The following is a 23,292-nucleotide window of genomic DNA, read 5'->3' as shown; positions in this document are numbered from 1 at the left end:
TCCTGAGCACGCCGCGACGGCTGCCAGCCGCCGGAACGCGCCAAGAGGGGCGCCCTCCTCTCCGCACGGGGCCGAGACGAGCAGGGGGTCGTTGCGGGGCGTGTCAGCTCCCGCCGGCGAGCCGGCCGCTCGCCGGAAACCGCAGTTGGGACAGAGAAGCGCGCGGCATGACGCCGCGGCGGCGGCGTACACTTTGGGCTATGCAGCGCCTTCTGCCCTGGATCGCTGTTGTCGGCGCTCTTCTCGCCTGCATTCCGCCCGCCGGCTTTGCGCGGACGCCAACGCCGGCCCCCACTTTGGCCCCCGTAGACCTCTGTGCCGATTATGTTCGCGACACACAGCGAGCGTACCGCGACCTCCAGCAGACTTTGACCGCGCAAATCCAAGACCTGATGGCCGTTGCCGCAAGCGGCCGCCCGCCCGACCAGCCCACCGCCGTTCGTCTTAGCGATCGGCGCGACGACCTGCTGCGCACTGCCGTCATCTACGAGCGTCCCGCGCCGTGCCCGGAGGGCGAGCGCCCCCGCGCTCAGCTCGCAGCCGCCGCCGTTGCGATCCGTCAGGCGACCCGCTCGCTGAACGACGCGCTCGACAGCGACTCTCCTGCTGTTTTTCGAGAGGCGGCGACCGCTTATCAACGCGCCCTCCTCGAGCTGACCCGCGCCACGCCTGCTCCGTGAGGATGTCATGGCCGAATGTCAGATGCTGGCAGCGCCGAGCGGCGGGGACGGCGCGGTGCCGCCGGCTGCGCCGTGCTCAGCAGTCCGGGCGCGGGCGGCGGCAGCGTACCAGCGCAGCTCGGCACGGCGGAGGTCGGCGGTCTGGGCGTTGAGCGAGAAAAGCAGCGCTTCGCGGACCAGCCGCTGCGCCGGGTTGGTGAGCAGGTTCGCGGTGCCGCCTGTTGCCATCGCCGCGCCATGCGCGGCACGCATTCCGGCTTCAATCGCCCAGACGCGGAGACGGTAAGCGTTCTCCAGATAGGCCGGTTCTCCGAAACGAGGCTCCCAGTAGTCGGCGGCCTCCCGGATCGCCGCGCACTCGCTCTCGATTGCGTTCGCCAGCTCCGCGATCGCCGGGTCGTCTCGCGTCGCGTTCAGCTGCCGCAGGAGGGCGCTCGCTGCTGCCGCGACGCCGAGCGGAAGGGCGGTGTAGCGCAGCAGCGCGCGCTGGTCGCGCTCGGCGAGTTCTGCGGGCGTCAGGGTGCGGACATGACGGTCGAGCGAGACGCGGAGATCGTCGCAAAACAGAAAAACGGTCGATGATGCCGACGCAGCCGCAAGGCGCAGCGGCGCTGAGGCCGACAGGCCCGGTGCGTGCAGCGGTACAAGCGCGAAAAGGTACCGTCCATCGGGGAGGGTGCCCGCGAGGACAACGTCGTCCATGATGCCCCACCCTGTGAACCACGGAGCCTCGCCGCGGAAGACAAGGGCGTCGCGCTGCCTTTCGACTCGAAGCGTCGGCGGGCCGGGCCGGCGGACGTGCGAATAGGCGACGCCGCAGAACCGCTCGCCGCGCGCATAGCGCGGCAGCCACTCCTCGCGGAGGGCTTCGTTCTCCCCCCCGACGATCTGATTCACCCCAAGGACATGCTGCATCACGGTAAAGGCGGTCGTTCCGCATGCCGCCGCCAGAATTTCCAGGAAATCGCGCACCACGGTCGCTCCCGCGCCGAGGCCGCCGTAGCGCTCAGGAATGACGAGCCCCAGTAGGCCGTGGTCGCGCAGCAACTCAAAATGCGCCCGCGGCACCCGCTCCGCGCGGTCGGTCTCTGCCGCTTGCTCGGCGAAGACGGCCGCGGCGAGACGGGTCCTGCGCAGCACGTCGGCGTACTGCGCGCGTTCGGCTGCCGCGCTAGCCACGCTCGGCCTCGGGGCAGGGCGCATTGGAATAGCCCGAACGGAAGGGAACTGCCCGTCCTGTCTCCAGGTCATACCGGTGCCGCCAGATGCAGCCAATATCGCCCCCAAGGAGATGGATTGAGATGGAGGGCTCATCAGAAATGGTCGTCACGCTGTGGATATCGCCCTCCGGCGGTATCAGCACGTAGATATCGCCGGGCCCGCATTCGCGCTCGGCGAGCAGCGTCACGCCTCCGCGGTCATCCGCTTTGCGGTAGAAACGCTCTCGCTGGCGGCCGCGATACAGCCCGACTAGCCCCCAGCGTAGGTGATCGTGAACCGGCGTTGCACTCCCCGGCCCAACCACCAAGGAGAACAGCGTCAGGTCATCGTTGAAGGAGCGGAACAGCAGCCACGTTCCGATGCCGCCCCCCATCCCGCTCGACGGGTCGCCGCGCTGGAACCGCTCTTCTAGCCATCCCTCCGCTCGGAGGAGACGCTGAAAAAGCGGCCGCGCCGCCTCGAGCCGCTCTTCGATCGGGCGCGCCGCCGCGAAGATCGCGCTCACCTCCTCGATGAAGCGTCGGAGGAGGGGGCTCTCGGTCTTCCATTCGCTGTCCATAAATCGCTCCTCTCGCCTGTCTGAGCGCCGTCCAAAGAAGACTACCACCTCGGCCGCAGACAGCCGAGCGCGGACCCGTTCTCTGCCGTTTGCTCGACCGCCAAGACCGCAACCGCTCGCGAACACCCGTTCGTCTCTGGTATGCTGGAAGCAAGGAAGCAGACGGAGGACTGATGCGAGCGGTCGGCGAGCCGACACTCGGCGTGATCGGCAGCGGAGAGCCGATCGTCCCGTTCGTGAAGTGGGCAGGCGGAAAGCGGCAGCTGCTCCCGCACCTGCTGGCGCTGCGCCCTCCCCGCTTCGAGCGCTATGTCGAGCCGTTTCTCGGCGGCGGCGCGCTCTATTTTGCCCTCGCGCCCGAGCGCGCTCTGCTGGGCGACCTGAACGACGAGCTGATCGACACCTACCGCGCCATCCGCGACGACGTCGAAGGGGTGATGGCTGCTCTCGACCGCCACCGCTACGACCGCGAGCACTACTATGCCGTGCGCCGCCTCCATCCCTGGGACCTGCCGCCAGCCGAGCGGGCGGCGCGCTTCATCTACTTGAATAAGACCGGCTACAACGGCCTCTACCGCGTGAATCGGCGCGGGGAATTTAACGTGCCGTTTGGCCGCTACCGCACGCCGCCCCGTCTCTACGACCCGGCGAACCTGCGGGCGGCAGCGGCGCTGCTAGCGGGGGCCCAGCTTGTGCACGGTCCGTATGAAAAGACCCTCGCCGCCGCGCAGGCAGGCGATTTTGTCTACCTTGACCCGCCCTATCAGCCGCTCTCTCCGAGCGCGAACTTCACCCGCTACACGCGCTACGGGTTCGCCCCGGGCGATCAGCAGCGGCTTGCCCGTGAGTTCCGCCGGCTGAGTGCACTTGGCGCCTATGTGATGCTGAGCAACTCCAATACGCCGCTCGTCCGCGAGCTGTACCGCGGGTTCCATATTGTCGAGGTCGAAGCGAACCGCCTCATCAACTCGGACTCGCGGCGCCGAACGGGCATCACCGAACTGGTCATCCGGAACTACGCATGAAGAGCAGTGTCCGCCTCGAGCGCTGGCGTGAGATCGTCGAGCGCAAAGGGCTCGATCTCCGACGCCCGCTGAACATCGTCACCGCTAGCGATATCAAGGCGATCACCGGTGAGGAGCCGCGGTTGATGGCGAAGATCGACCGGCGGGAGGATCTGCCGGCAGTGTTCGCGGAAGCCGGCGTCTTTCTCCTCCCGATCGCCAACGGCGAATATGCGATCGTCCGCGGCGAGGGCTATCACGATCTCGAGCCGATCCCTGAGCCGCCGGCGCTGTTTGTCTCGCGGCTGCCGTTTCCGCTCGCCAGCGCCGGCGCGGGCGCGAGCGAGACGCAGCACATTGACTTCGCGTTCAACTCGGGGCTGATCGAGCGCTTTGCCGGCCTCGGCAGCCTCTACCTGACAATCCGGGGGCGGAAACGCGCTCCGGAATTCGAATTTCGCCTTGGGGGCCTCACCCTCCGCGCCGGCAACGTCCAGGTCGAGATTGACGCCGGGTTCGAGGGAGAACGGCACATCGTCGTCCTCGAAGGCAAAATCGGCGCGCGGGACACGTTTCACATCCGCCAGCTCTACTACCCCTTCCGCTTCTGGAGCACGCTCGTTCCCGAGAAAACGGTCGTCCCGATCTTCTTCACCTACCAGCCGGAGAAGCAGCTCTCGAGCTTCTGGGAGTATCGCTTTGCCGACCCGTTCGACTACGGCTCCATCGAACTGGTGCGGGCGCAGTCGTTCGTCATCCGGCCGGCAGACAGAAACGTTCTTGAGCCGCGGACACTGCGCCGTGTCGGGGGGCCGTCGCTCGGGCCGAACGTCATTCCCCAGGCGAACGACATGACGAAGATCATGGAACTCCCCTTCCGCGTCGCTGAGGGGCAGACCACCGTCGCTGCGCTAGCGCGCGCCTTCGAGTTCGATGAGCGCCAGAGCCGCTACTACCGCGAAGCGGGAGAGGCGTTGGGCCTGATCTGGGCGCGAAACGGCAAGATTGGGCTGACTGACACCGGCCGCGAATTCGTCTCGCTCCCGGCCCAGGGTCGGAACGAACTGCTCTTCCGTCAGATCTTTCGGCTTCCCCTCTTTTACGAACTGTTGATTGAGCTGTTTCTGGACCCGGATAAATCGCTCGCCCAAAGTCAGGTCATGGCGACCATCGAGCGCCTCTCCTGCTACCGCGGCGACACGCTCCGGCGGCGCGCGCAGACCGTCCTCGCGTGGCTGCGCTGGGCCGAGCGAGCCACAGGGGCGGTGCGCGTTGACGGTACGACCATACGGCTGATCACGCCGGCCCTCCTCACCGAAGAAAAAACGCCCGGCCGGTGAGGCCGGGCGCAAGGGTGCCGCTAGCGTCGGTTACTCGCCGGCAAGCTCCCAGGGGGCGAAGGTGAGCTGCGCAACGGCCAGCGCGCTCATCGGCGCGGGGGTCGCAACAGCGGTGCGGGGATCAAACGTCAGCTCGAGCCACTCCGCACCGAACGGCTTCGTAGCCGAGAAGAGGCGAACATCGCTCAGGACCCACGGTTCGAACGTCAGCTGATGGAGCATCCGCCAGGTGTCGGGCGACACCGTTTCCACCACCGGGGCAGGCGCCGCGGTCGCCGTCTCGGGCGCGGGGGCAAGACGCCAAGCGAACACTGACGCCACGGTAGCCGCGCCGAGAACAGCCAGAATGCCGAGCGCGACCGTGACCCGCGCAAGCGTGCGCGCAATGCTGTGCTTCATCGAACTCTCCCTCACAGATATCTTGGCAGTGAGGATTATAAACCTTTAGTTCAGATTTAGCAAGGGGTCACGGCCGTCCCACTGTCATGTGCAATCGATCTCCCCCGACCCGCTCCATGATCCAGCGGTAGTGCCGGCGGTCGATCTCCGTGAACTCGCCTCGGTAGTGGTAGCGTCTCCCCCGCTCCCCTCCGCCCCTGCCTGCGATCGGCTCGAGCGCGGCGGTGATGGTGACGGTCGCCCGGAAACGGTGCAGGTCGCCGAAGACCAGTTCCACCTCGAGGCTGTCGTGAACAGAGAGCCGCTCGAGGCAGCTGAAGTACACTCCGTCTGGCCGGATCCCCTCGAGAGCGATCGAACAGACCCGCACTGTCTGCCCGTGCGCTCCGATCAGGCGCGCCGGGATCGCGCTGAAGCGTGCCCGAATGTCCTGAGCGGTCGTCTTGCGCCGCTCAGCGACCTCCTGCATGAAGACAAACTGGACAATCCGCTGGACATCCCGCTCGGCGATCCTGCTGAAGCGGCTACGGTAGTGGCCCGGCTCTTCCCCCGGCGCGAGGACGGTCGCCACGGCGCGGATCAACTGGTCAGGCAGCAGCTGGATACTCACCGCCAGCCGATCTCCTGCCGCCAACGACTCGCTGGTCCGGAAGCGCATGCCGCCGCCCCCGATGTCCAAGATGTCGACGACCAATTCGCCGGCTGGCCGGTCGTCTTCGTCGAGGCGCGTCGCCGGCATTCCGACGATATTCACGCGCACCCGGCGGAACTGGCGGCGCTGCAGCCGCTCTGGCGCGCCAGTAACCCGCAGGTGAAGCGAGGCGCCGAGGCTGTAGAGGACTGGGGCGGTTTCCACCCGGCACGGCGCGACATAGAGGCCATTATCGAGGGGAATGCGGAGCGAAACGGTCTCTCCTGGGCGCGGCAGTGCGGCCGGGTCTCGGCACTCGGGCAGCCAGAGAGCAACGCGGTCGGTGTAGCAGTCGCCGAGCAGGCCGGCAATCACCCGCTCCTGCTCCGCCTCGGTCCAGGCCACTTTTGCCGGCATATTCGGCTTGACCCACGCGAGGTTGAGCACGGCGGCATTCACGTTCGCCTCCCCGCTCTTCAGACGCCGCCCCCTAGTGACTCTTTCGACCGCGTTCTCATGCAACGTAAGGGGGTCGCCTGCCTGTGCGGTGGGAACGTCGGTGCCCGCGCTGAGGCGCAGCCAGCGCCTCAGCGGGCGACGAGCTGGAACACCCGTCCTCCGAGGTCGAGGACATACAATTCGCCGGCGGCATCTTCGCCGAAGGAGCTGATCCGCAGCGTAGGGTCGACCAGCAGTTCAGCCGCCTGCCAGCGGCCGGTGCTCTCCCGCGCCAGCCCCCAGATGCGGCCGCTGCAGTAGTCGCCGTAGAAATAGATCCCGGCGAGCTGCGGGAAGGCTCGCCCGCGATAGACATAGCCGCCTGTCACCGAGCAGCCGAGCGCGCGGCCATATTCGGCGACTGGCATGGCAAGGCTGGCAGTCGCACAGCCGGTGCCGCGGAAGCACTGACTGCCTTCCATGATGCTCCAGCCGTAGTTGACCGGCGGGGGGGTCCCCGCCGGGGTGAAGTTGATCTCTTCGAGCGCGTTCTGGCCCACATCGGCGATCCAGAGGTCGCCGGTGGCGCGGTCGAAGCTAAACCGCCACGGATTGCGCAGACCGATTGCCCAAATCTCCGGGCGCGCTCCTGGCTGGCCGACGTACGGATTGTCGGGCGGAATGGCATAGGGCGTGCCGCGATCGACGTCGATCCGCAGCAGCTTCCCTAAGAGAGAGCCGACATTCTGCGAGGTGCGCTGCGGGTCGCCGGCGCCGCCGCCGTCGCCTGTGCCGATGTACAGCATGCCGTCCGGGCCGAACTGCAGGCTGCCGCCGTTGTGATTGGGAGCAAAATCGGGGATGGCGAGCAGAACGCGCCCGGTCGCCGGGTCGGCGCGCGCCGGGTCGGAACCGACGCGGTATTCCGCCACCGTATTGTCGCCATTCCGGGCGGTGTAGAAGACGAAGAAGCGCCCGTTCTGGGCGTAGCCAGGGTGGAAGGCGATGCCGAGCAGCCCTTGCTCTTGCCCGCTTGCGGTGATCAACGAGCGGAGATCGAGAAATGGGGTTGGAAGCAGCTGCCCGTTCGCGATCACCCGGATCAGGCCCGGACGCTCGAGGATGAACAGCCGTCCAGAGCCGTCCGGCGGAGCAGCGAGGTCGGTCGGCTGGTTGAGCCCGCTTGCGACAAGGCGAAGCGTGATGCCGACCGCGGTCGGATCGGGGCGAGCAGCCTCGATCGGGGTCGTCGACGCAGGGGGAGATGCCGTGGGGGAGGGCAGAACGGACGCAGTCGGCACCGGCGCGTCGCCCGCTGTAAGCGGCGGCGTCCCGCAGGCGGCGCTCAAGAATAGAACAGCAATGACGGCGCGTCTCACTTGTCCTCCGCTCGCACCCTGGTTCATTCGCCTATACGCCAGCAGCGCCGCAGAAGTTGCGGCTCCGCGCCGGGCCGACGCTTCTCAGGGAGGGATCATCAGGCTCGGCCGGTTCCCCGCGCTCGCCGCCAAAAGCGCGCCTGACCAGATTCCTTCCTCGCCGGCCTGGCGCTCGGCTCATCCGTGCGTGGCCCGCCCCCTTCTCGCCTGCCGCGGGACGGACCGAGCGCGCCACAGGTGTGGAGGGGCTTTGGACGGCAGTGCGGGAAGGAGCTCGGCATCCTTTGCCGTTGTCGGTCCTCGGCAGCCAGGGGAGAGAAGCGCCGTCAGTGGCGACCGGTGGCGGATCGTTGGAAGCAGAGGAACTGGGCGATGGCCGCGCGGGTGCTCCGCGGGAGGCCGCTCGCCGTCCTTCGCCCCTCCCAGAAGCATGGTCAATGCCGGCGGACGCTCTCCTGCCGGCTCAACCGTGTACAGTACCCATGACATTCGGGTGCGCAGGGAAGGAGCATGTCGATCGAGCAGAACAAGATGCTCGTCCGCCGCTGGATCGAGGAGGCGGTCAATCAGGGGAAGGAAGAGGTCCTCGATGAGATCATCCATCCCGACATGATCAACCACGAGGGGGTTACGCCCACCGGCGGACGAGAAGGCTTCAAAGAGACGATGGCCGTCTTCCGCACGGCGATTCCTGACCAGCGGATGGAGATCCTCGACCTGATCGCTGAAGAGGACAAGGTCGCCGTCCGTCTCACGTGGAGCGGGACGCCGACCAGTCCGTTCATGGGCCGTCCCGTGAATGGCAAGCCGTTCACGGTGACCCACACCCACATCTTTCACGTGCGCGATGGGATGCTCTACGAACACTGGGCGAACCGGGACGACCTCGGCATGTGGCGGCAGATCGCCGCAGAGTGAGAGGCGTCTGCGGCAGAGCGGCTATAGTTTCCTCGTATGAGCAGTCCGGACGTTGCCATTGTCGGCGGAGGCGTGATCGGCCTCGCCGTGGGGTGGCGCCTGGCGAGCGCGGGGATGCGGGTCGCCGTCTTCGAGCGCGAGCGGGTCGGCGGGCAAGCGTCAGGCGCGGCCGCGGGGCTGCTTGCGCCGGTGAGCGAGCACCTGACGCCGGATGAGTTTCTCGCCTATGGGATTGCCAGCCTCCGCGCCTACCCTGCCTTCGTGGAAGCGCTTCGGGAGGAGAGCGGGGTCGACCCCGAGCTTGTCGCCGGCGGCGTTCTCCGGGTCGCCTTGACCGCCGAGGAGGCGGAGACGCTGCATCGTCTGCCGACTGGTGACCTCAGCGCGGAGATCCTCGACAGCCGGCAGGTGCTCGAACTGGAGCCAGCGGTGGCAGCGGCCGCAGTCGGCGGCCTCCTCGTTCATGAGGAAAGTCATGTCTCCAGCCCGCGCTTGGTCGCCGCGCTCGCCGCTGCGGCCCGGCGGCGAGGAGCGCTCATCCATGAGGGAGTTCCGGTCAGCCAGTTCATTTGGCAAGGCGACCGCGTGGTGGGCATCGAAACCCCGCAGGGGCAGGTTGCTGCGGGCGAGGTTGTGGTCGCTGCCGGCGCTTGGAGCGGGCTTCTCGCCCGCCTCACGCTCCCCGTCACGCCAATCCGCGGCCAGATCGTCTCGCTCGATGTCGGCGCGCTCATGCTGTCGCGGCCGCTCTTCGGCGTCGGCGCCTACCTCGTTCCCAAACGCGATGGCACGATCGCCGTGGGCGCCACGGAGGACCGAGCAGGATTTGCCGCAACGCCCACAGCGCGCGGGGTTCGAGCGGTGCTGACAGGTGCCGAGCGGCTCGTGCCAGCGGTCGCTGACTGCGCGTTTCTTCGCGCCTGGGCCGGCCTGCGCCCGGCGACACCCGACCGGCTGCCTATCCTTGGTCGCATGACGGAGGGGCTCATCCTCGCGACTGGCCACTATCGAAACGGCATTCTCCTCGCGCCGATGACCGCCGAGTGCGTCGCCGCGCTCATTCTTAGCGGCGAGCCTCCCCTTCCGCTCGACCTCTACGCCCCCGGGCGATTCGCGCCGGTTGAGCCGTAATCACTCGCGTTTGCCGGTTAATCTCTCGCAGGGCGCGCCCGTTCATGGTATCGTCTTGCTGTCCCGAGTGGCTGGCACACGTTGCCGCGCCGGCGCGAGGGGGCGCTTGGGCCCGCTTCGCGTGAGGAGGCTTCCTTTCCTTTGCGGGAAGGGCGGCGCAGCACGCCTCTGCGAGCGGTCGCTCGCTCGTCCGAGGTCTCCAGCAGGAGAGCCCGTCACTCGGGACGCATCGTTTTGCGCTTCGGCCGACCAACGCCACCGGCAATGAGCAGCGCGCCGATGGCGACTGCCGAACTGAATGCGAAGGCGAGAAAGGCCGGGGCGTAGCTGCCTGTCAGTTCGCGAATTCCGCCGGCGAGGATCGGGCTCGCCGACGAGACGAGCGCCAAAGGAAGTCCGATCGCGCCGTAGATTGCGCCATACGCGGTGACGCCGAAGCGGTCGGCGACCACCGTTGGCTGCAGGGTCACGGTCCCTCCAAGCGAGAGGCCGTACAGCAGCGCGAACAGCCAGACCCCGCTCCCCGGCCCGGCGAGAGCAAGGAGGACAAATCCGCCGACTTGGGCCAGGTAAGCGGCAACGAGCAGCAGCACCGAGCCGAAGCGGTCGCTCAGCCATCCGAAGAGCAGCTTGCCGCCGATCGAGCAGCCCGCCATCAGGCTGATCGCTGCTGCGCCTTCGGCGCTCGTGACCCCCTTATCCCGCAGCGCCGGGAGGGCGTGAAGCCCGATCGAGTTCGAGCCGGCATGGCCGAGGGTCAGCGCGAGCGCCAGCAGCCAGAACGTCGGGCCCGCCAGCGCGACGGCAAGCGACGGCGTCTCGTCCCCGGGCGGCCGGTGGCCCCTGCCCGCCCCACGCCGTTCGGCGCCGAGCGGCAGTACCCCCCGCTCCTGCGGCGACCCGCCCATCGCGAACCAAACGACGGGGAGGACGACAAGCCAGATCCCTACGCCGAGCGCGATTACAGCGCCGCGCCACCCCACCGCCTCGATCAGCCATGTCACGAGCGGCACGAGGAGCACGCCAGCAAGGCTGATGCCGCTCACCGCGATCCCCATCGCAAGCCCGCGCTTGTCGACAAACCAGCGCGCCACCGCTGCCGAGACCGGCACCTGGCTCATGCCCGCCCGGCCGACCGCTCCCAGCCCGAAAACGATGAAGAACAGGACGATCGTTGTCACTGTGCTGAGCAGCACATAGCTCAGACCGGTGATCAGGGCTCCCACGAGGATGACGCCGCGCGCGCCGTGGCGGTCGGTCCAGCGGCCGACCAGCACGCCTGCCAGCCCCGGGAGCAGCGTGCTCACCGCATACGCGACCGAGATCGCGGTGCGAGACCAGCCTTCTTCGTTCACCCAGACAGGGAGCAGCGCGCCTAGGGCATAGCTGCCCAGCCCGCCCTGAACGAAATAGACCACGCCGGCGGCAGATGCCACCCACCATGCTGGATGCACTGCCGGCAGCGCCAGCGCCCGGAAACGGCTGGCTGCGGGCTTCTCCGTCGCTCCCTCCTGCCGCCATTGTATACGACGGGGTCAGTCCAGCGGCCCAAGGTCGTAGGGAGGCGCGACTGGGATCCCGCTCGCCGCGTCATACACGATCAGGCGGACGCCCAGCGGTCCTGCCGCGTGAGGGATCTCCAGCAGGTGGTAGGTCCGGTGCGCCTCGCCGGGCTGCCAAGCAGAGATGGGGAGGAGCTGCCCGCTGCTGACGATTTCGCGATCGTCCTGGGCCAGCGTCCTGCCAGTGCTGTCGACCAGGCGCGCCGACACCTTCAGCGGACGAGAAGGCGGCTGGTCGACGCTCCAGAGCAGGCTGATCGTGCCGACTGTGTCGCGCCGGGCGCCGGTCCAGCGGCGCAGCCAGACCTCGCCCAGCTTTGCTTCAACAGGCCGGTCGGCTGCGCGCAGCCGCCGGTCGAGGCGATAGCGAACTGTCGTGCCGGCGCTGCTCTGCCACTCTTCTGCTGCCTCGCTCGCAGAGGCAAGCAGCGTGTCAATCGCGCCCTTTGGGTCTGGCGCCGCGCCGAGGGTGAGCGCCGGGTCGGGCAGAACGATCAGAACTTCCCGCGCCTCGCCGACCGCTGCCTCGAGACGGGCGGGAAGGAGTGCGTCGTCGGTGGGGACGATCGTCAGGCCGGAACCGGCGATGAAGCGGACAACCGCGCCTAGGTCGTGGGGGTTGTAGCGGGCGTTGACGACGACGATCACCAAAGGCTCCTCGCGCCAACGCCGTGCCTCCCTGACAACGTCGGTCCAAAAGTGCAGCCGCAGGTCCTCGACTGCTGGCCAGAGCACAGCCATCCGCCATGCCGACCAGAGAAAGACCCCGGCAACAAGCGCGCCTGAAGCGAGCGCGGGCAGCACTGGCGGCGCCCCGCGGCGGATTGTCCAAGCTGCTGCTTTGGCGAGCCCAAGCGCCGGAAAGAAGAAGACTGCCGGAGCGAGGATCATGGCGTGGAGAAAGTGCGGTTTATGCTCGCGGGGCAGCGCGGCAGCGAGCGTCCCGATGGCGAGCCAGAGGAGGAGGAACCCGTAGGGCGGGCGATACCACTGCCGGAGGGCGAGGAGGAGACCGAGGAAGGCAAACGGCGCAACGGCTGCGCCGAACATCGGCTCGCCCGGCAGGTTGTGGACCGGTTTCGGGTCGCCGGCGACCACAAACATGCCGACTGTTTTCAGAAGGCGGTCCGGGAACGGCTCAACAAAACGGCTGAGAAGCTGGACGGTCCGCTGGAAGAAGAGCGCGGGCTGAGTGAGGGCGACAAGGGCGAGCGGCAGCAAAACGATCCCGGCTGCGGTTCCGAAAACCGCCCAGTTGCGTCCCCAGCGTGCCCGGGACCCGGGTGGAGCGCGGAGGAAATCGGCCAGCAGCGAGAAGCCGAAGAGGATGAGCGGCAGGAGCCGGGCGCTTGTATACGCGTACTGAGCGATCCCAGCCGCTGCGCCGGCGACCGCCCACGCCCTCCAACTCCCCTGCTCGCGAGCGCGCCAGAAGAGCAAGGCCGCAATGGCGGCGAGCAGCGGCAGCAGACTGACCCGCACGCCGAAGCGGTTTAGGAGAGCGGGAAAGAGGGAGACGCCCATGAGCGCTGCTGCGGCGACAGCAACCCCCGTTCCTCCCTCGATGGAACGGAAGAGCCGGCGGCCGAGAGCGAACGCTGCGGCGACCGACAAGACGCCGCAGAAGGCCATCGGGAGCCGAAGCGCCAGCGGCTCGCGCCCGAGGAGTGCCACCGAGGGCGCGAGAAGGAGCGCGAACAGCCCCTCGCGGCCGTTGTTCGCTGGATAGAAGGGAGCGATAACGCCCGAGAGCGCATCAAGCCCGTCCACAGCTTCGTCGGAGTGGAGGCCGGGCGGGAGCGTGCCGAGCCCCACGACGCGCAGAGCGAAGGCCGCGAGGAGCGTAACGACGAGAGCAAGGCGGACGAGGCTGATCACATCAGCTGGACGAAGCTGCGATAGGCTTCCGCTCGGTCTGGTTCCGAAGAGCAGGGGGCGAGCAGCGGCACATCAACCCCTGCCTCGCGCCATGCTGCCAGCCGCTCCCGCGCGTAGTCTGGCGGACCGCAAATCGCGACCGCGTCGAGCACCTCATCCGGGACCGGTCCCGTAAACTGCGGCAGTCCCGCGCGCGCAAATTGGCGCTGGTAGAACGGCAAGCGGGCATAGCCGAGCCCATGGCGGGCAACCTCGCGCGCCTCGGCGCGGTCAGCTCGAAGACAGACGTGAATGACGCTGTACACCCGGAGATGGGCAGGGTCGCGTCCGGCGTCGCGCGCGCTGCGCTCCAGCAGGCTGCGGAAGCGCCGGACCTGGTCGATTGTCGCGAGGCTAGTGATGATGCCGTCACCGTGGAGCCCAGCGAGGCGAACCGTGCCCGCCGTGAGCGCGGCGAGGGCGATCGGCACTCGCCGCCGCGGCGGGTAAAACAGCGAGAGTGCCCCGATCTGAAAATGGGGGTTGCGGTGGTTGATCGGACCGGCCGCGTCGAGCGATGCCCGCAGCGCGGCGAGGGTGTCGCGCAGTCGCGCTGATGCGTCCCCCCACTCGAGATGGAGCAAGCCCTCAACCGCGACCCGATGCCCCGTGCCGATGCCTAGCACCAGCCGCTCCCCAGACAGCCGATCGATCTGGGCTGCGGCGGCGGCGAGGATGTAGGGATGGCGGTGGAAAATGACGGCGATCGCCGACCCGATGGCAGCGCGGCGGGTGCGGACGGCGAGCGCGGCGAGAAGGGTCAGAACATCGTTGCGCGACTCGGTCACGAAAAGATGGTCGACCCCGGCGGCCTCCAGTTCGACGCCGAGGTCGACAAGCGACCGCGGGTCGTCGAACTCTGCTGTCAGCAGTGAGACACCGAGGCTCGGCATTGTCCCTCCATTCTCCCATCGTAGCGGATTCCGCTGCTGCCGTTGCGGAATGGAGTACCATAGGAACGCCAGAGGAGGGTTTGTGGAGCTGTATCCCCTTCTGAAGACAGCGCACATCCTGCTGATCGCGACGTGGTTTGGCGTCGACCTCGGTGTCGCGACTTGCGGGTCGTTGATGCGCAACCGCGACCTGACGCTCGAAGCGCGCGGCGCGTTCGGGCGACTTCGCCGGCTCCTCGATATCGGCCCGCAAGTGAGCATGCTGCTCACCGTCCCAGTCGCTGTTGCCCTCATTCTTGTCGGCCGCTGGGTCACCTTGCCGCCGGAGTGGCAGCCGCCGCTCTTCTGGGGCTCCGTCGCGGTCGGCCTCGTCTGGGCAGGGGTGACCGCTTACGGCCACTTCCACCCCGAGCGGTGGGGCGCTCCCCTCGCTGCAGCTGATGTGGTCATCCGGCTCGGCATCGCGGCCGCCTTCCTCATCCCCGCGGCGCTTGCTCTCGCCAGCGCGAGCGGATGGTTCTGGCTGAACCTCAAATCGGTTATCTTCGGCATTATCGTCGCGTGCATGGTTTGGGTGCGGCTGGCGACACGCGAGACGAACGCAACCATTGTCGCCATCGCCGGCGGCGAGAAGGAGCGGGAGCCGCGTCTCGATGCCCAACTGCGCGCGATCGGGGTCCCCATTGCGATTATCTGGGTAGGGATTGTGGTCAACGTCTTTCTTGCCGTGCTGAAGGTGAGCTGATGGCGCTCGACTATCAACTGCTGAAGGCGCTGCATATCCTGCTCGTGATCATCTGGCTCGGCACTGATATCGCGACGATGGCCTCGTTTTACGGTATGCTGAACAGCCGCTACCACATCACGACGCGGCTGGCAATGAGCCGCCTCTCCGACCTGATGGATATGGGGCCGCGCTCGGCGCTGGTGCTTCTCCTGATGCTGGGCATTTACCTCACCTATCGCGGAGAGTGGGGGCTTGAAGGGCCGGTCGGCGAAGCGATAGCCGTCGCGAGTGCCGTCATCGGCGTTCTCTGGTTCGCCGGCGTCTGGCATCAGTATTGGGTGACCCACGGCCACATTGCCGGCAGCCGTCATGCGGCGTTTCAGCAGTTCTTCCGCCGCTTCGACCTCGGGTGGCGGGTTCTCGTCTCAGGCGCCCTCGCCGTCGCAGCTGTCTTCTCCCTGTTCGTGCCGGGCGCCCCATTCAATGCGCTCTGGCTCTCTCTCAAGCTCATTCTGTTTGCAGGGATCGTTCTGATTGGAGTGTACCTGCGGGTGCTCCTTCCCCAGATCGGGGCCGCGGTCGGTGAAATCGTGAAGTACGGCTCCACCCCCGAACGCGAAGCTGTGCTGTGGAAGCCCTCCCTGCGCGCCATCGTTTCGGTGTGGGGCATTTGGGTGCTGATCGCGGCGATTGTCTACCTCGCGGTCGCCAAGATCTAAGGAGCGCGATGGTCTTGACGAGTGAGGAGGTTGGGCGGGGTGGCAGCCCTCTCAGCGTCGCGATCGTCGGCGTTGAGCGGCTGGAGTCATCGCTCACCTTCTACCGCGATATTCTCGGCCTCGACGCCAGCCCCGAAACCTGCTGGAGAGGGCCGGCCTTCGAGCATCATTGGCGGCTGCCTGCCGGGTCGAGCGCCCGCGCCGTTCTGCTCGCCTTTCCGGGGAGCACCGTCGGGCGGATCCTCCTGCTTGAGTTCGACGCCCCGCACCGGCAGGTTGTGCGGCGGCCCGGCGAAGACCGTCCCTACGGGATCTGGAACCTCAATTTTTACACCTACGACATCGCCCGCGCGGCGCGCGACATCGAGGCAAACGGCTACCAGCTATGGAGCCGCCCGACTGCGCACGTGATCACTGCGAGCGCGGGCGCTGCCGCTGTCGGCGAGCCGACCGAGGTGCTGTTCGAGGGCCCCGACGGTGTCGTGATCAACCTCGTCCAGCTGCCGGCCGGAGAAGGCACCCGCGTCGGCGAGATGCGCCGCTACCTCGACCAGCACGGCACGACGCCGACCGGCTACACCGAGGTTGTCACCAGCGCTCACACCGTTCGCGACATGACAGCAGCGGTGCGCTTCTATCAGGAGGTGCTCGGAATGGGCGTCCTGATCGATGCGGTGCTCGAGTCGCCGGTCAGCAACAGCTTTCTCCACCTCCCTCCGCACGCGCGGACTCACTCGGTCTTCGTCAAGGGCGACCACATGTTCGGGAAGATCGCCCTTGGCCAGCCGCTGAACTATGAAGCGCTCGACCTTGTCGGCCGCGCTGTGCCCCCCAATATCGGCTATCTCGCGATGGGCTTCCGCACCCCCGACCTTGCTGCTGCCGAGGCAGCCTGCCGCCGCATCGGCGTCCAGTTTTTCAGCGAGCCGATCGTGGTCGACCTGCCGGGGGAGGGCTGGCGCCGCGCCATGGTCGTCCATGCCCCGGCGAGCGGGGCGCTGATGCAGATCGCCGAAGGGCCGCGGCACTGATGGCGCTCATCGCGGGGATCCACGCCGTCGTCATCACCGTCCGCGATCTCGAGGCGAGCGCGTCGTGCTACTGCGCGGCACTCGGCTGGGAGGCCGTCGCCGAGACAGACCTTCCGGCAACAGTCGTCGAGCGCCTTTGGGGGGGCTGTTCGGCAGCGCGGCTGCGGGTCCTCACCGCAGCCGGCGCGGAGAGCGGTCGTGTCCATCTCGTCCAGTTCGCCGGCAGCGCGCCGGCATCGATCGGCTTTCCCGACGCCGATGCCTATGGGCTGTTCGCCATCGATGTCTACGTTCGCGACCTCGACGTCGCTCGTCAGCGCTGTGACGATGCAGGCGCCGTCTGGGTCGGCGGGCCGGCGACGTGGCATCTCGGCGAGCCGCCGAATCAGGTTACCGTCCAGCAAGGCTTCGTCCACTTCCCAGACGACGTGAATCTCACCTTGGTCGTCCCTGCCCGTCCCCGCCGGACGCTTGCTTGGGAGCGCGACCCGGCCGCCGCTGCCACGGAGCTGACCTCGGTTGTTGTCTGCGCGGAAGATGTTGAGGCATCGAAAGCGTTCTGGGGAACGCTCGGGCTCGGCCTTGTCGAGCAGTACGATGCCGAGTTTGCCCAGCCGGCGATGGCGCGGATGGTTGGCCGGCCGGAGACGTTCGCCCAGCGGATGGCGTTCCTGGTCGGGTCAGCAACCGCTCGACTCGAAGTGACAGGCCGGCCTCGGCGCTTCTCAGATGCGGCGTGGCGCTCCCTCGACAACCGCCCGCACCAGCGTCCCGGCCGGTCGCTCGGCCAGGGCGCTTGGGTCGTCGTTACCGATCGCCTCGAGGAGGCGATCCAGGTCGCCCTTGCGCGCGGCGGACGCCTGCTCACGCCCCCGTTCGCCGTCGACGGCGAGGTGTATTGCGGCCGGCGGGTCGCGGTCGTCGAAACCCCTGAGCAGACCCTCCTTGAGATTTGGGGGCCACTGCCGGCAGCGTCGGCGGAGCTACTCCTCGGCCGCTAGCCGCTCGCGGAGCGAGGGAAGCGCTCCGGTGCGGCTGAGGAGAGCGAGCAGCACGGCGCGCTCTTCCTCCGACAGCAACAGCGGTGTCGCTCCGCGAGCCCCGCGCTCAAGGAGCGCCAGATAGTCTTCTGCCTCGGCACGGAGCGGGTAGCGCGCTTCGAGAGCGCGGAAGGCAGGACCGTGACCAGGCTCAAGCAGATGGCACAGTTCGTGATGAATGACCGCTTGCCGCACCCAGGAGGGGACGTGAGCGAGGCGGCGGCTAATCCGGATCTCGCCTGCTGCTGGCGTGCAGCTGCCGCGGCGGGTGGTCATCGTGGCGTAGCGGATGGCAGCGATGCGCAAGGCGCCGCCAAAGTACCGCTCGTTGAGCGCCTCCGCTTCCTGACGCAAGGTCGCATCATCGGCGGCGTGCCGGGACGGTCGTTCAGCGCGTTCGCGAGCGAGCGCAATCACCCGCTCGATCTCTGCCCTCGAGGCGCGGGCGGGGACGCGCAGGACAAGCGTTCCATCCACCCACCGCCAAGCGAAAGTACGCCGCCGCGCTCGGCTCTTGATCACGGTTGCGCCGTCGATTTCGACGACGGTCTCGCGCTTAGCTGCCATGCTGACCCCGTGTCCCAAGCAGCACTGCCGTCAGCGCTGCTGCGAAGGGCGTAGCGGCCCCAGCAGCGGGACGAACCGGCTTTCCGTCGAAGCGGCTCATCTCCCCCTCGTCCGGCGGAACACCGGCCGCGCGCGCTTCAACGCGCGTGAGGCGGAGATGATCAGCCGCCGGACCGCCGGCCTGAACTGTCAAGCCGGGATGATCAGCTGCCTCGTCGCGAGCCCCGCTGCTGTCAGGAAGCCGCCGCTGAGCGTCGCCGGTCTTGGTAGGCCGGCTAGTCAGCGGTTCGCCGAGCTGCCCTTGCGGAGAGGCGGTGCTGCGCTGACCCTGCTCGGCAGGAAGGGAGGAGAACACTGCCTTAGCGCCCTCTCGCGGCGACCCCGCTCCCGGCTGGACGGGGCCCGTCTCGAGACGAAGCAGCATCCAACTGGCGAGAACGGCGGCAACGAGCAGCGGCACGACTGCGCGCACCGCCGCCAGGGGGTCGCCGAAGCGCTCCTCGAGCCCCGCTGCTGCCGCTCCCGCGAGCGCGGCCAGCGCCAGCGCCGCCGCCTCGAGCGCGCGCCACGGGATCTCCATCAGCATGGCGCCCGGGAGTGCCGCCCAGAGCGGCGCGGCGAGCGGCGTCGCCAACGCCGCGAGAGCGGCAGCCGCAGCGGCGAAAACCGTCGCGGTCCGCCGCGCACGACGCGGGATCGAAAGTGGGCTGCCGACCAGCGCGAACCCGCCGAGCCCGAGCGCGGCGATGCCGAGCTGCACTCCGAGGGCTGGCGCCGACTCGCCGCCTGCTGCGCGCACATCGCGGTACGGCGCCACCAGTTGGACGGGGTGTACGAACAGTGCCGGGCTGTTCACGGCAGCCGCTGCCGGCCCAGGCTGCCTCGATGGAGGAAGGGAAGCGATCAGCGGCAGCCACCAGACTGCCGCTATCCCTGCAGCAAGCGCCAGCGCTGCCCCAGCTCGGCCGAGCATCGACCCCACTGCCCGCCGCGGCGCTCCTTCCTCGACGGCTCGCCAAGCGACGAGGGCCGCCGCCACGGGGAGGACGAGCGCAACGAGGAGCGGGTCTGTCAGCATCCCTGCGCCGAGAACGCCTCCAGCGACGGCGACGGCGCCCACCGCTCCCCACCGCGATCGCGGGCGACCGCGCGCGGCCGGCTCGAGCTGCAGCAGCGACCAGGGGATGAGCGGCAGCCAAACGAAGGCGACCACTTCAGAGAGCGCTGCTCGCTCATAGACAGCGAACAGATAAACGGGGAGATAAACGAAGACGACGGCAGCGACCACTCCCGAGACGGAGCCGTACAGCCGGCGGCCGAGAAGGTACATCGCGACCGCAGCGGCGACCACGGCGATGATCATCGCGGCCTTCAGGGCGCCCCAATAGCCGATGCCCAGAAGCACTCCCCCCTCAGCAAGGGCGTAGGCGAGCGGCGGCGCCGTGAACAGCGGGACACCGCTCGGCGTCTCGTCGGCCCAGCGCGACCAGAGCGTGCCCTCGCGCAGTGCGCGATCGAACGCGATCAGCGCAGCGAGGCTCCGCTCAGCTGCCTCACCGCCCGCCACGCGCCCGTCGAGCAGCGGCACAGCAGCGAGCAGCGAGAGGAGCGCGGCGACCGCCATCCCCCGGTCGAGCCGTCGCGCGAACTGAGCGATCACCGGTGCCCTCCCGGCTCGGCCGGCCCAGGGGCGCGGGGCGGTGAGGCGGCCGAAAACGGGCGAGCGCGCTGCTGGTTCCAGAAGGACCACGCAGCAAGCGCAGCGAGCGCGAGCGCCATCGCGCCGCTCACAATCTGGCCGACGGTTCGCGGCGGCGTATCGACGAACTGAAGGCGCACGATGGATTCTCCCGCGGGCAGGTCGACGGTGATCAGCCCATAGGGGCCGGTCGGCACGATCTCGGCTGGGCTGCCGTTGACCGTCGCCGTCCAGCCCGGATAGTGCTGGGTATAGAAGCCGAGCCGGAACGGCTCCGGCGACCAAACGCGTACTTCATCGAGGACTGTCGTATGACGCAGTGTCTCCGCGCTCGCGCCGGCAGGGAGTGTCGTGGGATCGACTTTCGACGTGATCGGCAGGCCCGCCTCGTAGAGCGGCTTCAGCGGCGACCCTGTCGGCTTGATCTGGTTCCAGCGCGTCAGTCCGACCAGTTCGCCGCTGCTTTGCTGAAAGCGCATCAGCGCCCCGAGCGAGACAGGCCCCTCCGCGGGCTCGATCATCGGCGGGGAGAGAAACGGCGCCGCGGCGATGACGACCACGAGGAGGAGGGCGCCGAGCCCGACGCGATCGCGGGCGTCCGCGGTTCGGTCGCTGCCTGCTGGGTCGCCTGTCGCCGCAAGGCCGGCAAGGAAGGCGAGCGCGAGCGCGCTCCAGCCGAGCATTCGCCAAGGGAATTGCAGGAGCGAGGCGAGTCCAAGCGCTTCCCAGAGCGGAGCGGCGGCCGGCAGCATCAGCACGATCGCTCCGCCGCCAAGCAGGGCAAAGAAGAGGCGGTCCGCGGTGATCCCCGGCTGGCGGTTCGCGATTAGGCCGACCAGCGCCAGCGCAAGAGCGGCTACCCCGAGCTGGAATGGCATGTCGTCATCTGGGCCGGGACGTGACAGCCCGTAGCCCCAAAACGATGAGAGCAGCTGATGCGGGTAGACGAAATGATTGCGGTAGTCATAGTCGGCGGTGGTCCACTGGTCAACGCGGACGAAGGAGTACTCGAAGGCAAGCGGAACCCAGAAGATCGCCGACAATCCCAGCGCCGCGACGCCAGCTGCCAAGCTCCATCCTGCGGCGGGCAGCAGCGACCGAACCGCGCTGAACGGCCGCTGTCCATCGGCCCAGAGCGAGCGCCCGATGCGAAGAAGATGCCACGCGACGTAGAGGGCCGCGATCGGCAGCATCGTCAGGGCGAGGGTGTGAGTCAAGATCAGCCCTGCGAGCGCCACTGCGGCGACGAGGGCGCGGGGCGCAAGATGGGGCGCGGCTGGGCCGGCGCCGTAGACGAGCCGAAGCTCGGCAGCCGCGAGCAGCCTGCGGAAGGCGCCGAGCACGAGCGGAAGGAAGACGAAGGCGACGCTTTCCGAGAGCGCCCCGCGGACGTAGATGTCGACGATCCGGTAAGGGACATACATGTAGACGACGGCGGCGAGCACTGCGCCGCGCGCGCCGATTGCGTCCTTCGCGAACCAGTACATGGTGAGCCCGCTCAGGACGACGCTCAAGCCGAAGACGATCTTGACTGCGGTCACGGGGTCGAAGCCGAGAAGATGGAACGCTTCGCCGATAAAGTAGGCAAGCGGCGCGTAGATGTTGAAGATCGGGTAGCCGTAGCCGAAGGTGAAGTCCGGCGCCCAGCGGGGCCAGAGGATCCCATCGCGGATCGAGCGGTCGAACTGCACCAGAAAGTAGACCGAGTGCCGTCCGTCGTGGGCGCCCCAGAAGTAGAGCGGATGCAGAAGCGGCGCGATCGCGAAAAGCGAAAGGAGAACGACGAGCCGCTTCATCGGATCTCAATCTCCCCGAGCATGATCGCGTCCGACGTTCGCCCGTTCGGCGCGAGGATCCCGACGCGGTCGCCCGTTGCCGGGAGATACATCCCGGCTACCACCTGATAGCGCCCCGGCGGCAGCGGGGAAGGAATGCGGATCGGATGGAGGTCGAGGTGGGGCTCGCCGGGACGCCAGCCGCTTGTCGGCCGCTTCCCCTCGACGGGCGGACCGTCATGCTGCGCTACCACCACGTGGGCACTGTTCTGGAGATGGGTGAACACGGTCAAGTCGCGGCCGATCGGCCGGCGTCCCTGCCAGACGAGGACGACCGTCAGCGTCCCGCCCGGCCGAACGTCTTCGGCCTGCAGGCTCGCTTCAAGGAGCAGGATGTCGCGGTCAACTAGGTACGGAGTGAAGCTGGTCGGCTCGCGAACGGCGAGCGGCTGCGCCGCGAAGACGGGCGCGCCCGCGACGAGCGCCATCACCGCAAGCGCAGTGGCGGCCATCGGCCGTCCGAGATCGAGCGCGCGAACGAGCTGCGCTCCCGCGACGGCAAGCGCAATGCCGGCGACGCCGAGGAGCTGCGAAGGCGAGCTGAGGAGCGCAGGAAGGCGCTGCCAAATCGGCGCAGCGAACGACAGGGAAAGCGCGATCAGTGCGGCCGCAGCGAGCGCAAGCGCAGCCGGCCGACGGACGCCGAGCGGCGCCACGGAGAGGAGAAGGAGAATCGCGGCGACCGGACCGAGCGAGCGGGCGGCGGCGGGGGAGAAAGGCGGGGCGAAGACCTGCGCGAGGTCAAGCGGGGGAGCTGGCGGCATCCCGAGCGTAATCGGGTGACGAGCAGCGATCACCAGCCACACTGCGCCGGCGAGGACGACCCCGCCTGCCGGGCCGGTCCATCCCTCCGGGCGAGGGCGCAGCGCCGCCAGCACAAACAGCCCGGCGAGCATCAGCCCGACATGGGCGAGCCCAATTGCTGCCCACAGCACGGCTCCGATCACGATTGTGGGCACGTCTGGCTCGCGCTCCTCCCCAACGACGCGCGCTGCGGCGAGGCTGGTCCAGAGCGCGAAGGGGAGCAGGCCGAGCGCCCAGACTTCGGCAAGGTTGCCGCGAACGTAGAGTGCGTCGGCGAGAGCGGGAAGCGCGGCGACGATCGCGGCGGCGACCAGCGCCGGCCAGCAGACGGGCTCGGGCTGGTCGCGCGGTGCGCGGACAACGCGCCGCGCCAAGATGTAGACGCCGACTGCGGCGAGGATGAGGCTGCCCCCAAACACTGCCTTGACTGCCCCGCTCGGAGAGAGGCCAGCGAGCAGCAAGATGCGGGCTGCCCAGTAGGGTGCAGGTCCTTGAGCGAGCGTCGGGTCGTCGGCAAGTCGAGGAAGCCACGTGGGGCTTGGGCGCTCCGCGAGGCCCACAACCTCGTAGGGCACGATCAGGCCGCGCTCAGAGAGAAAGAACCCGGGATAGAACAGCGGTCCTATCGCGAACAGCGTCAGCAGCGCTGCCAGCAGGACACCCCGATCGAGCGCGCGGCGAGAAGCTGGACGGTCGGGATGGTCCGGCTGCACCGGCGGCGGTAGCGGCTTCGCTTGAGTCTCGACCACGCGCGTCTTTCGCCCCTCGCGCTAGGGTCGCGCGGATTATCGCAAAGCC

Annotated in this window: 21 protein-coding genes; 9 read left to right on the top strand and 12 right to left on the bottom strand. The window is 68.2% G+C overall.

Annotated elements, in window-relative coordinates:
- Positions 1 to 200 precede the first annotated feature (200 nt).
- Positions 201 to 680, top strand: a complete 480-nt coding sequence (locus NZ773_01450; protein ID MCS6800596.1) for a hypothetical protein — start codon at positions 201 to 203, stop codon at positions 678 to 680.
- A gap of 18 nt (positions 681 to 698) precedes the next feature.
- On the opposite strand, the gene NZ773_01445 is transcribed toward NZ773_01450, so the two are convergent.
- Both NZ773_01445 and NZ773_01440 read right to left on the bottom strand, forming a co-directional pair.
- Complete coding sequence (locus NZ773_01445) at positions 699 to 1,859, bottom strand: acyl-CoA/acyl-ACP dehydrogenase (GenBank protein MCS6800595.1); 1,161 nt, start codon at positions 1,857 to 1,859, stop codon at positions 699 to 701.
- Complete coding sequence (locus tag NZ773_01440) at positions 1,852 to 2,460, bottom strand: hypothetical protein (GenBank protein MCS6800594.1); 609 nt, start codon at positions 2,458 to 2,460, stop codon at positions 1,852 to 1,854. The genes NZ773_01445 and NZ773_01440 overlap by 8 nt, the downstream gene beginning before the upstream one ends.
- A gap of 173 nt (positions 2,461 to 2,633) precedes the next feature.
- Here NZ773_01440 and NZ773_01435 point away from each other — a divergent pair, with 173 nt between their 5' ends.
- Both NZ773_01435 and NZ773_01430 read left to right on the top strand, forming a co-directional pair.
- The gene (locus NZ773_01435) at positions 2,634 to 3,485 is read left to right on the top strand and encodes a DNA adenine methylase (protein ID MCS6800593.1); all 852 of its coding nucleotides are present in this window, start codon (positions 2,634 to 2,636) and stop codon (positions 3,483 to 3,485) included.
- Positions 3,482 to 4,804, top strand: coding sequence for an AAA-associated domain-containing protein (locus tag NZ773_01430; protein MCS6800592.1), 1,323 nt, complete (start codon positions 3,482 to 3,484; stop codon positions 4,802 to 4,804). The genes NZ773_01435 and NZ773_01430 overlap by 4 nt, the downstream gene beginning before the upstream one ends.
- A 30-nt stretch (positions 4,805 to 4,834) precedes the next feature.
- Here NZ773_01430 and NZ773_01425 read toward each other — a convergent pair whose 3' ends face one another.
- The 3 genes from NZ773_01425 to NZ773_01415 form a co-directional block, all read right to left on the bottom strand.
- Positions 4,835 to 5,203 (bottom strand): hypothetical protein, encoded by a 369-nt coding sequence (locus NZ773_01425; GenBank protein ID MCS6800591.1) that lies wholly within the window; start codon positions 5,201 to 5,203, stop codon positions 4,835 to 4,837.
- Positions 5,204 to 5,270: 67 nt separating this feature from the next.
- Complete coding sequence (locus NZ773_01420; protein ID MCS6800590.1) at positions 5,271 to 6,293, bottom strand: PilZ domain-containing protein; 1,023 nt, start codon at positions 6,291 to 6,293, stop codon at positions 5,271 to 5,273.
- A 128-nt stretch (positions 6,294 to 6,421) separates the two neighbouring features.
- Positions 6,422 to 7,573 carry a PQQ-dependent sugar dehydrogenase gene (locus NZ773_01415; protein ID MCS6800589.1) on the bottom strand — a complete coding sequence of 384 codons (1,152 nt, stop codon included), beginning with the start codon at positions 7,571 to 7,573 and terminating at the stop codon, positions 6,422 to 6,424.
- Positions 7,574 to 8,161: 588 nt separating this feature from the next.
- Between NZ773_01415 and NZ773_01410 the strand changes: the two genes are divergently transcribed.
- Both NZ773_01410 and thiO read left to right on the top strand, forming a co-directional pair.
- Positions 8,162 to 8,569 carry an ester cyclase gene (locus NZ773_01410; GenBank protein ID MCS6800588.1) on the top strand — a complete coding sequence of 136 codons (408 nt, stop codon included), beginning with the start codon at positions 8,162 to 8,164 and terminating at the stop codon, positions 8,567 to 8,569.
- Between the two features lie 36 nt (positions 8,570 to 8,605).
- Entirely contained in the window at positions 8,606 to 9,700 is a 1,095-nt protein-coding gene (gene thiO, locus NZ773_01405) for a glycine oxidase ThiO (GenBank protein ID MCS6800587.1), read from the top strand.
- Between the two features lie 215 nt (positions 9,701 to 9,915).
- Here the strand turns inward: thiO and NZ773_01400 are convergent, their stop codons facing one another.
- The 3 genes from NZ773_01400 to NZ773_01390 all read right to left on the bottom strand — a co-directional run bounded on the left by NZ773_01400 (position 9,916) and on the right by NZ773_01390 (position 14,072).
- Complete coding sequence (locus NZ773_01400) at positions 9,916 to 11,136, bottom strand: MFS transporter (protein MCS6800586.1); 1,221 nt, start codon at positions 11,134 to 11,136, stop codon at positions 9,916 to 9,918.
- Positions 11,137 to 11,235: 99 nt separating this feature from the next.
- A complete protein-coding gene (locus NZ773_01395) occupies positions 11,236 to 13,140 on the bottom strand; it encodes a glycosyltransferase family 39 protein (GenBank protein MCS6800585.1) in 1,905 nt (634 codons plus the stop codon).
- Positions 13,137 to 14,072: an LLM class flavin-dependent oxidoreductase gene (locus NZ773_01390; GenBank protein ID MCS6800584.1), complete on the bottom strand. Its 936-nt coding sequence runs from the start codon at positions 14,070 to 14,072 to the stop codon at positions 13,137 to 13,139. The genes NZ773_01395 and NZ773_01390 overlap by 4 nt, the downstream gene beginning before the upstream one ends.
- Positions 14,073 to 14,154: 82 nt before the next feature.
- Here NZ773_01390 and NZ773_01385 point away from each other — a divergent pair, with 82 nt between their 5' ends.
- From NZ773_01385 to NZ773_01370, 4 genes are read left to right on the top strand one after another with little or no spacing between them, the layout of a single operon-like run.
- The gene (locus NZ773_01385) at positions 14,155 to 14,817 is read left to right on the top strand and encodes a hypothetical protein (protein MCS6800583.1); all 663 of its coding nucleotides are present in this window, start codon (positions 14,155 to 14,157) and stop codon (positions 14,815 to 14,817) included.
- Positions 14,817 to 15,518, top strand: coding sequence for a hypothetical protein (locus tag NZ773_01380; protein MCS6800582.1), 702 nt, complete (start codon positions 14,817 to 14,819; stop codon positions 15,516 to 15,518). Before NZ773_01385 ends, NZ773_01380 begins: the two co-directional genes overlap by 1 nt.
- Positions 15,519 to 15,526: 8 nt before the next feature.
- Complete coding sequence (locus tag NZ773_01375; GenBank protein ID MCS6800581.1) at positions 15,527 to 16,549, top strand: VOC family protein; 1,023 nt, start codon at positions 15,527 to 15,529, stop codon at positions 16,547 to 16,549.
- Entirely contained in the window at positions 16,549 to 17,550 is a 1,002-nt protein-coding gene (locus tag NZ773_01370) for a VOC family protein (GenBank protein MCS6800580.1), read from the top strand. Before NZ773_01375 ends, NZ773_01370 begins: the two co-directional genes overlap by 1 nt.
- Here NZ773_01370 and NZ773_01365 read toward each other — a convergent pair.
- Genes NZ773_01365 through NZ773_01350 form a run of 4 tightly spaced genes read right to left on the bottom strand, consistent with a single transcriptional unit; the run spans position 17,533 to position 23,243 of the window.
- Positions 17,533 to 18,156, bottom strand: a complete 624-nt coding sequence (locus tag NZ773_01365; protein MCS6800579.1) for a M48 family metallopeptidase — start codon at positions 18,154 to 18,156, stop codon at positions 17,533 to 17,535. The genes NZ773_01370 and NZ773_01365 overlap by 18 nt on opposite strands.
- Entirely contained in the window at positions 18,146 to 19,816 is a 1,671-nt protein-coding gene (locus tag NZ773_01360) for a hypothetical protein (protein MCS6800578.1), read from the bottom strand. Before NZ773_01360 ends, NZ773_01365 begins: the two co-directional genes overlap by 11 nt.
- On the bottom strand, positions 19,813 to 21,651 hold the full coding sequence (locus NZ773_01355; protein ID MCS6800577.1) for a hypothetical protein: 1,839 nt from the start codon (positions 21,649 to 21,651) through the stop codon (positions 19,813 to 19,815). Before NZ773_01355 ends, NZ773_01360 begins: the two co-directional genes overlap by 4 nt.
- Positions 21,648 to 23,243, bottom strand: coding sequence for a hypothetical protein (locus NZ773_01350; GenBank protein ID MCS6800576.1), 1,596 nt, complete (start codon positions 23,241 to 23,243; stop codon positions 21,648 to 21,650). Before NZ773_01350 ends, NZ773_01355 begins: the two co-directional genes overlap by 4 nt.
- Positions 23,244 to 23,292 lie beyond the last annotated feature (49 nt).

The organism is Dehalococcoidia bacterium, from assembly GCA_025054935.1.
Classification (GTDB): domain Bacteria; phylum Chloroflexota; class Dehalococcoidia; order SpSt-223; family SpSt-223; genus JANWZD01.
Note: the sequence above shows the minus strand (reverse complement) of the source record. Positions and strands in the feature narration are given on the sequence as shown.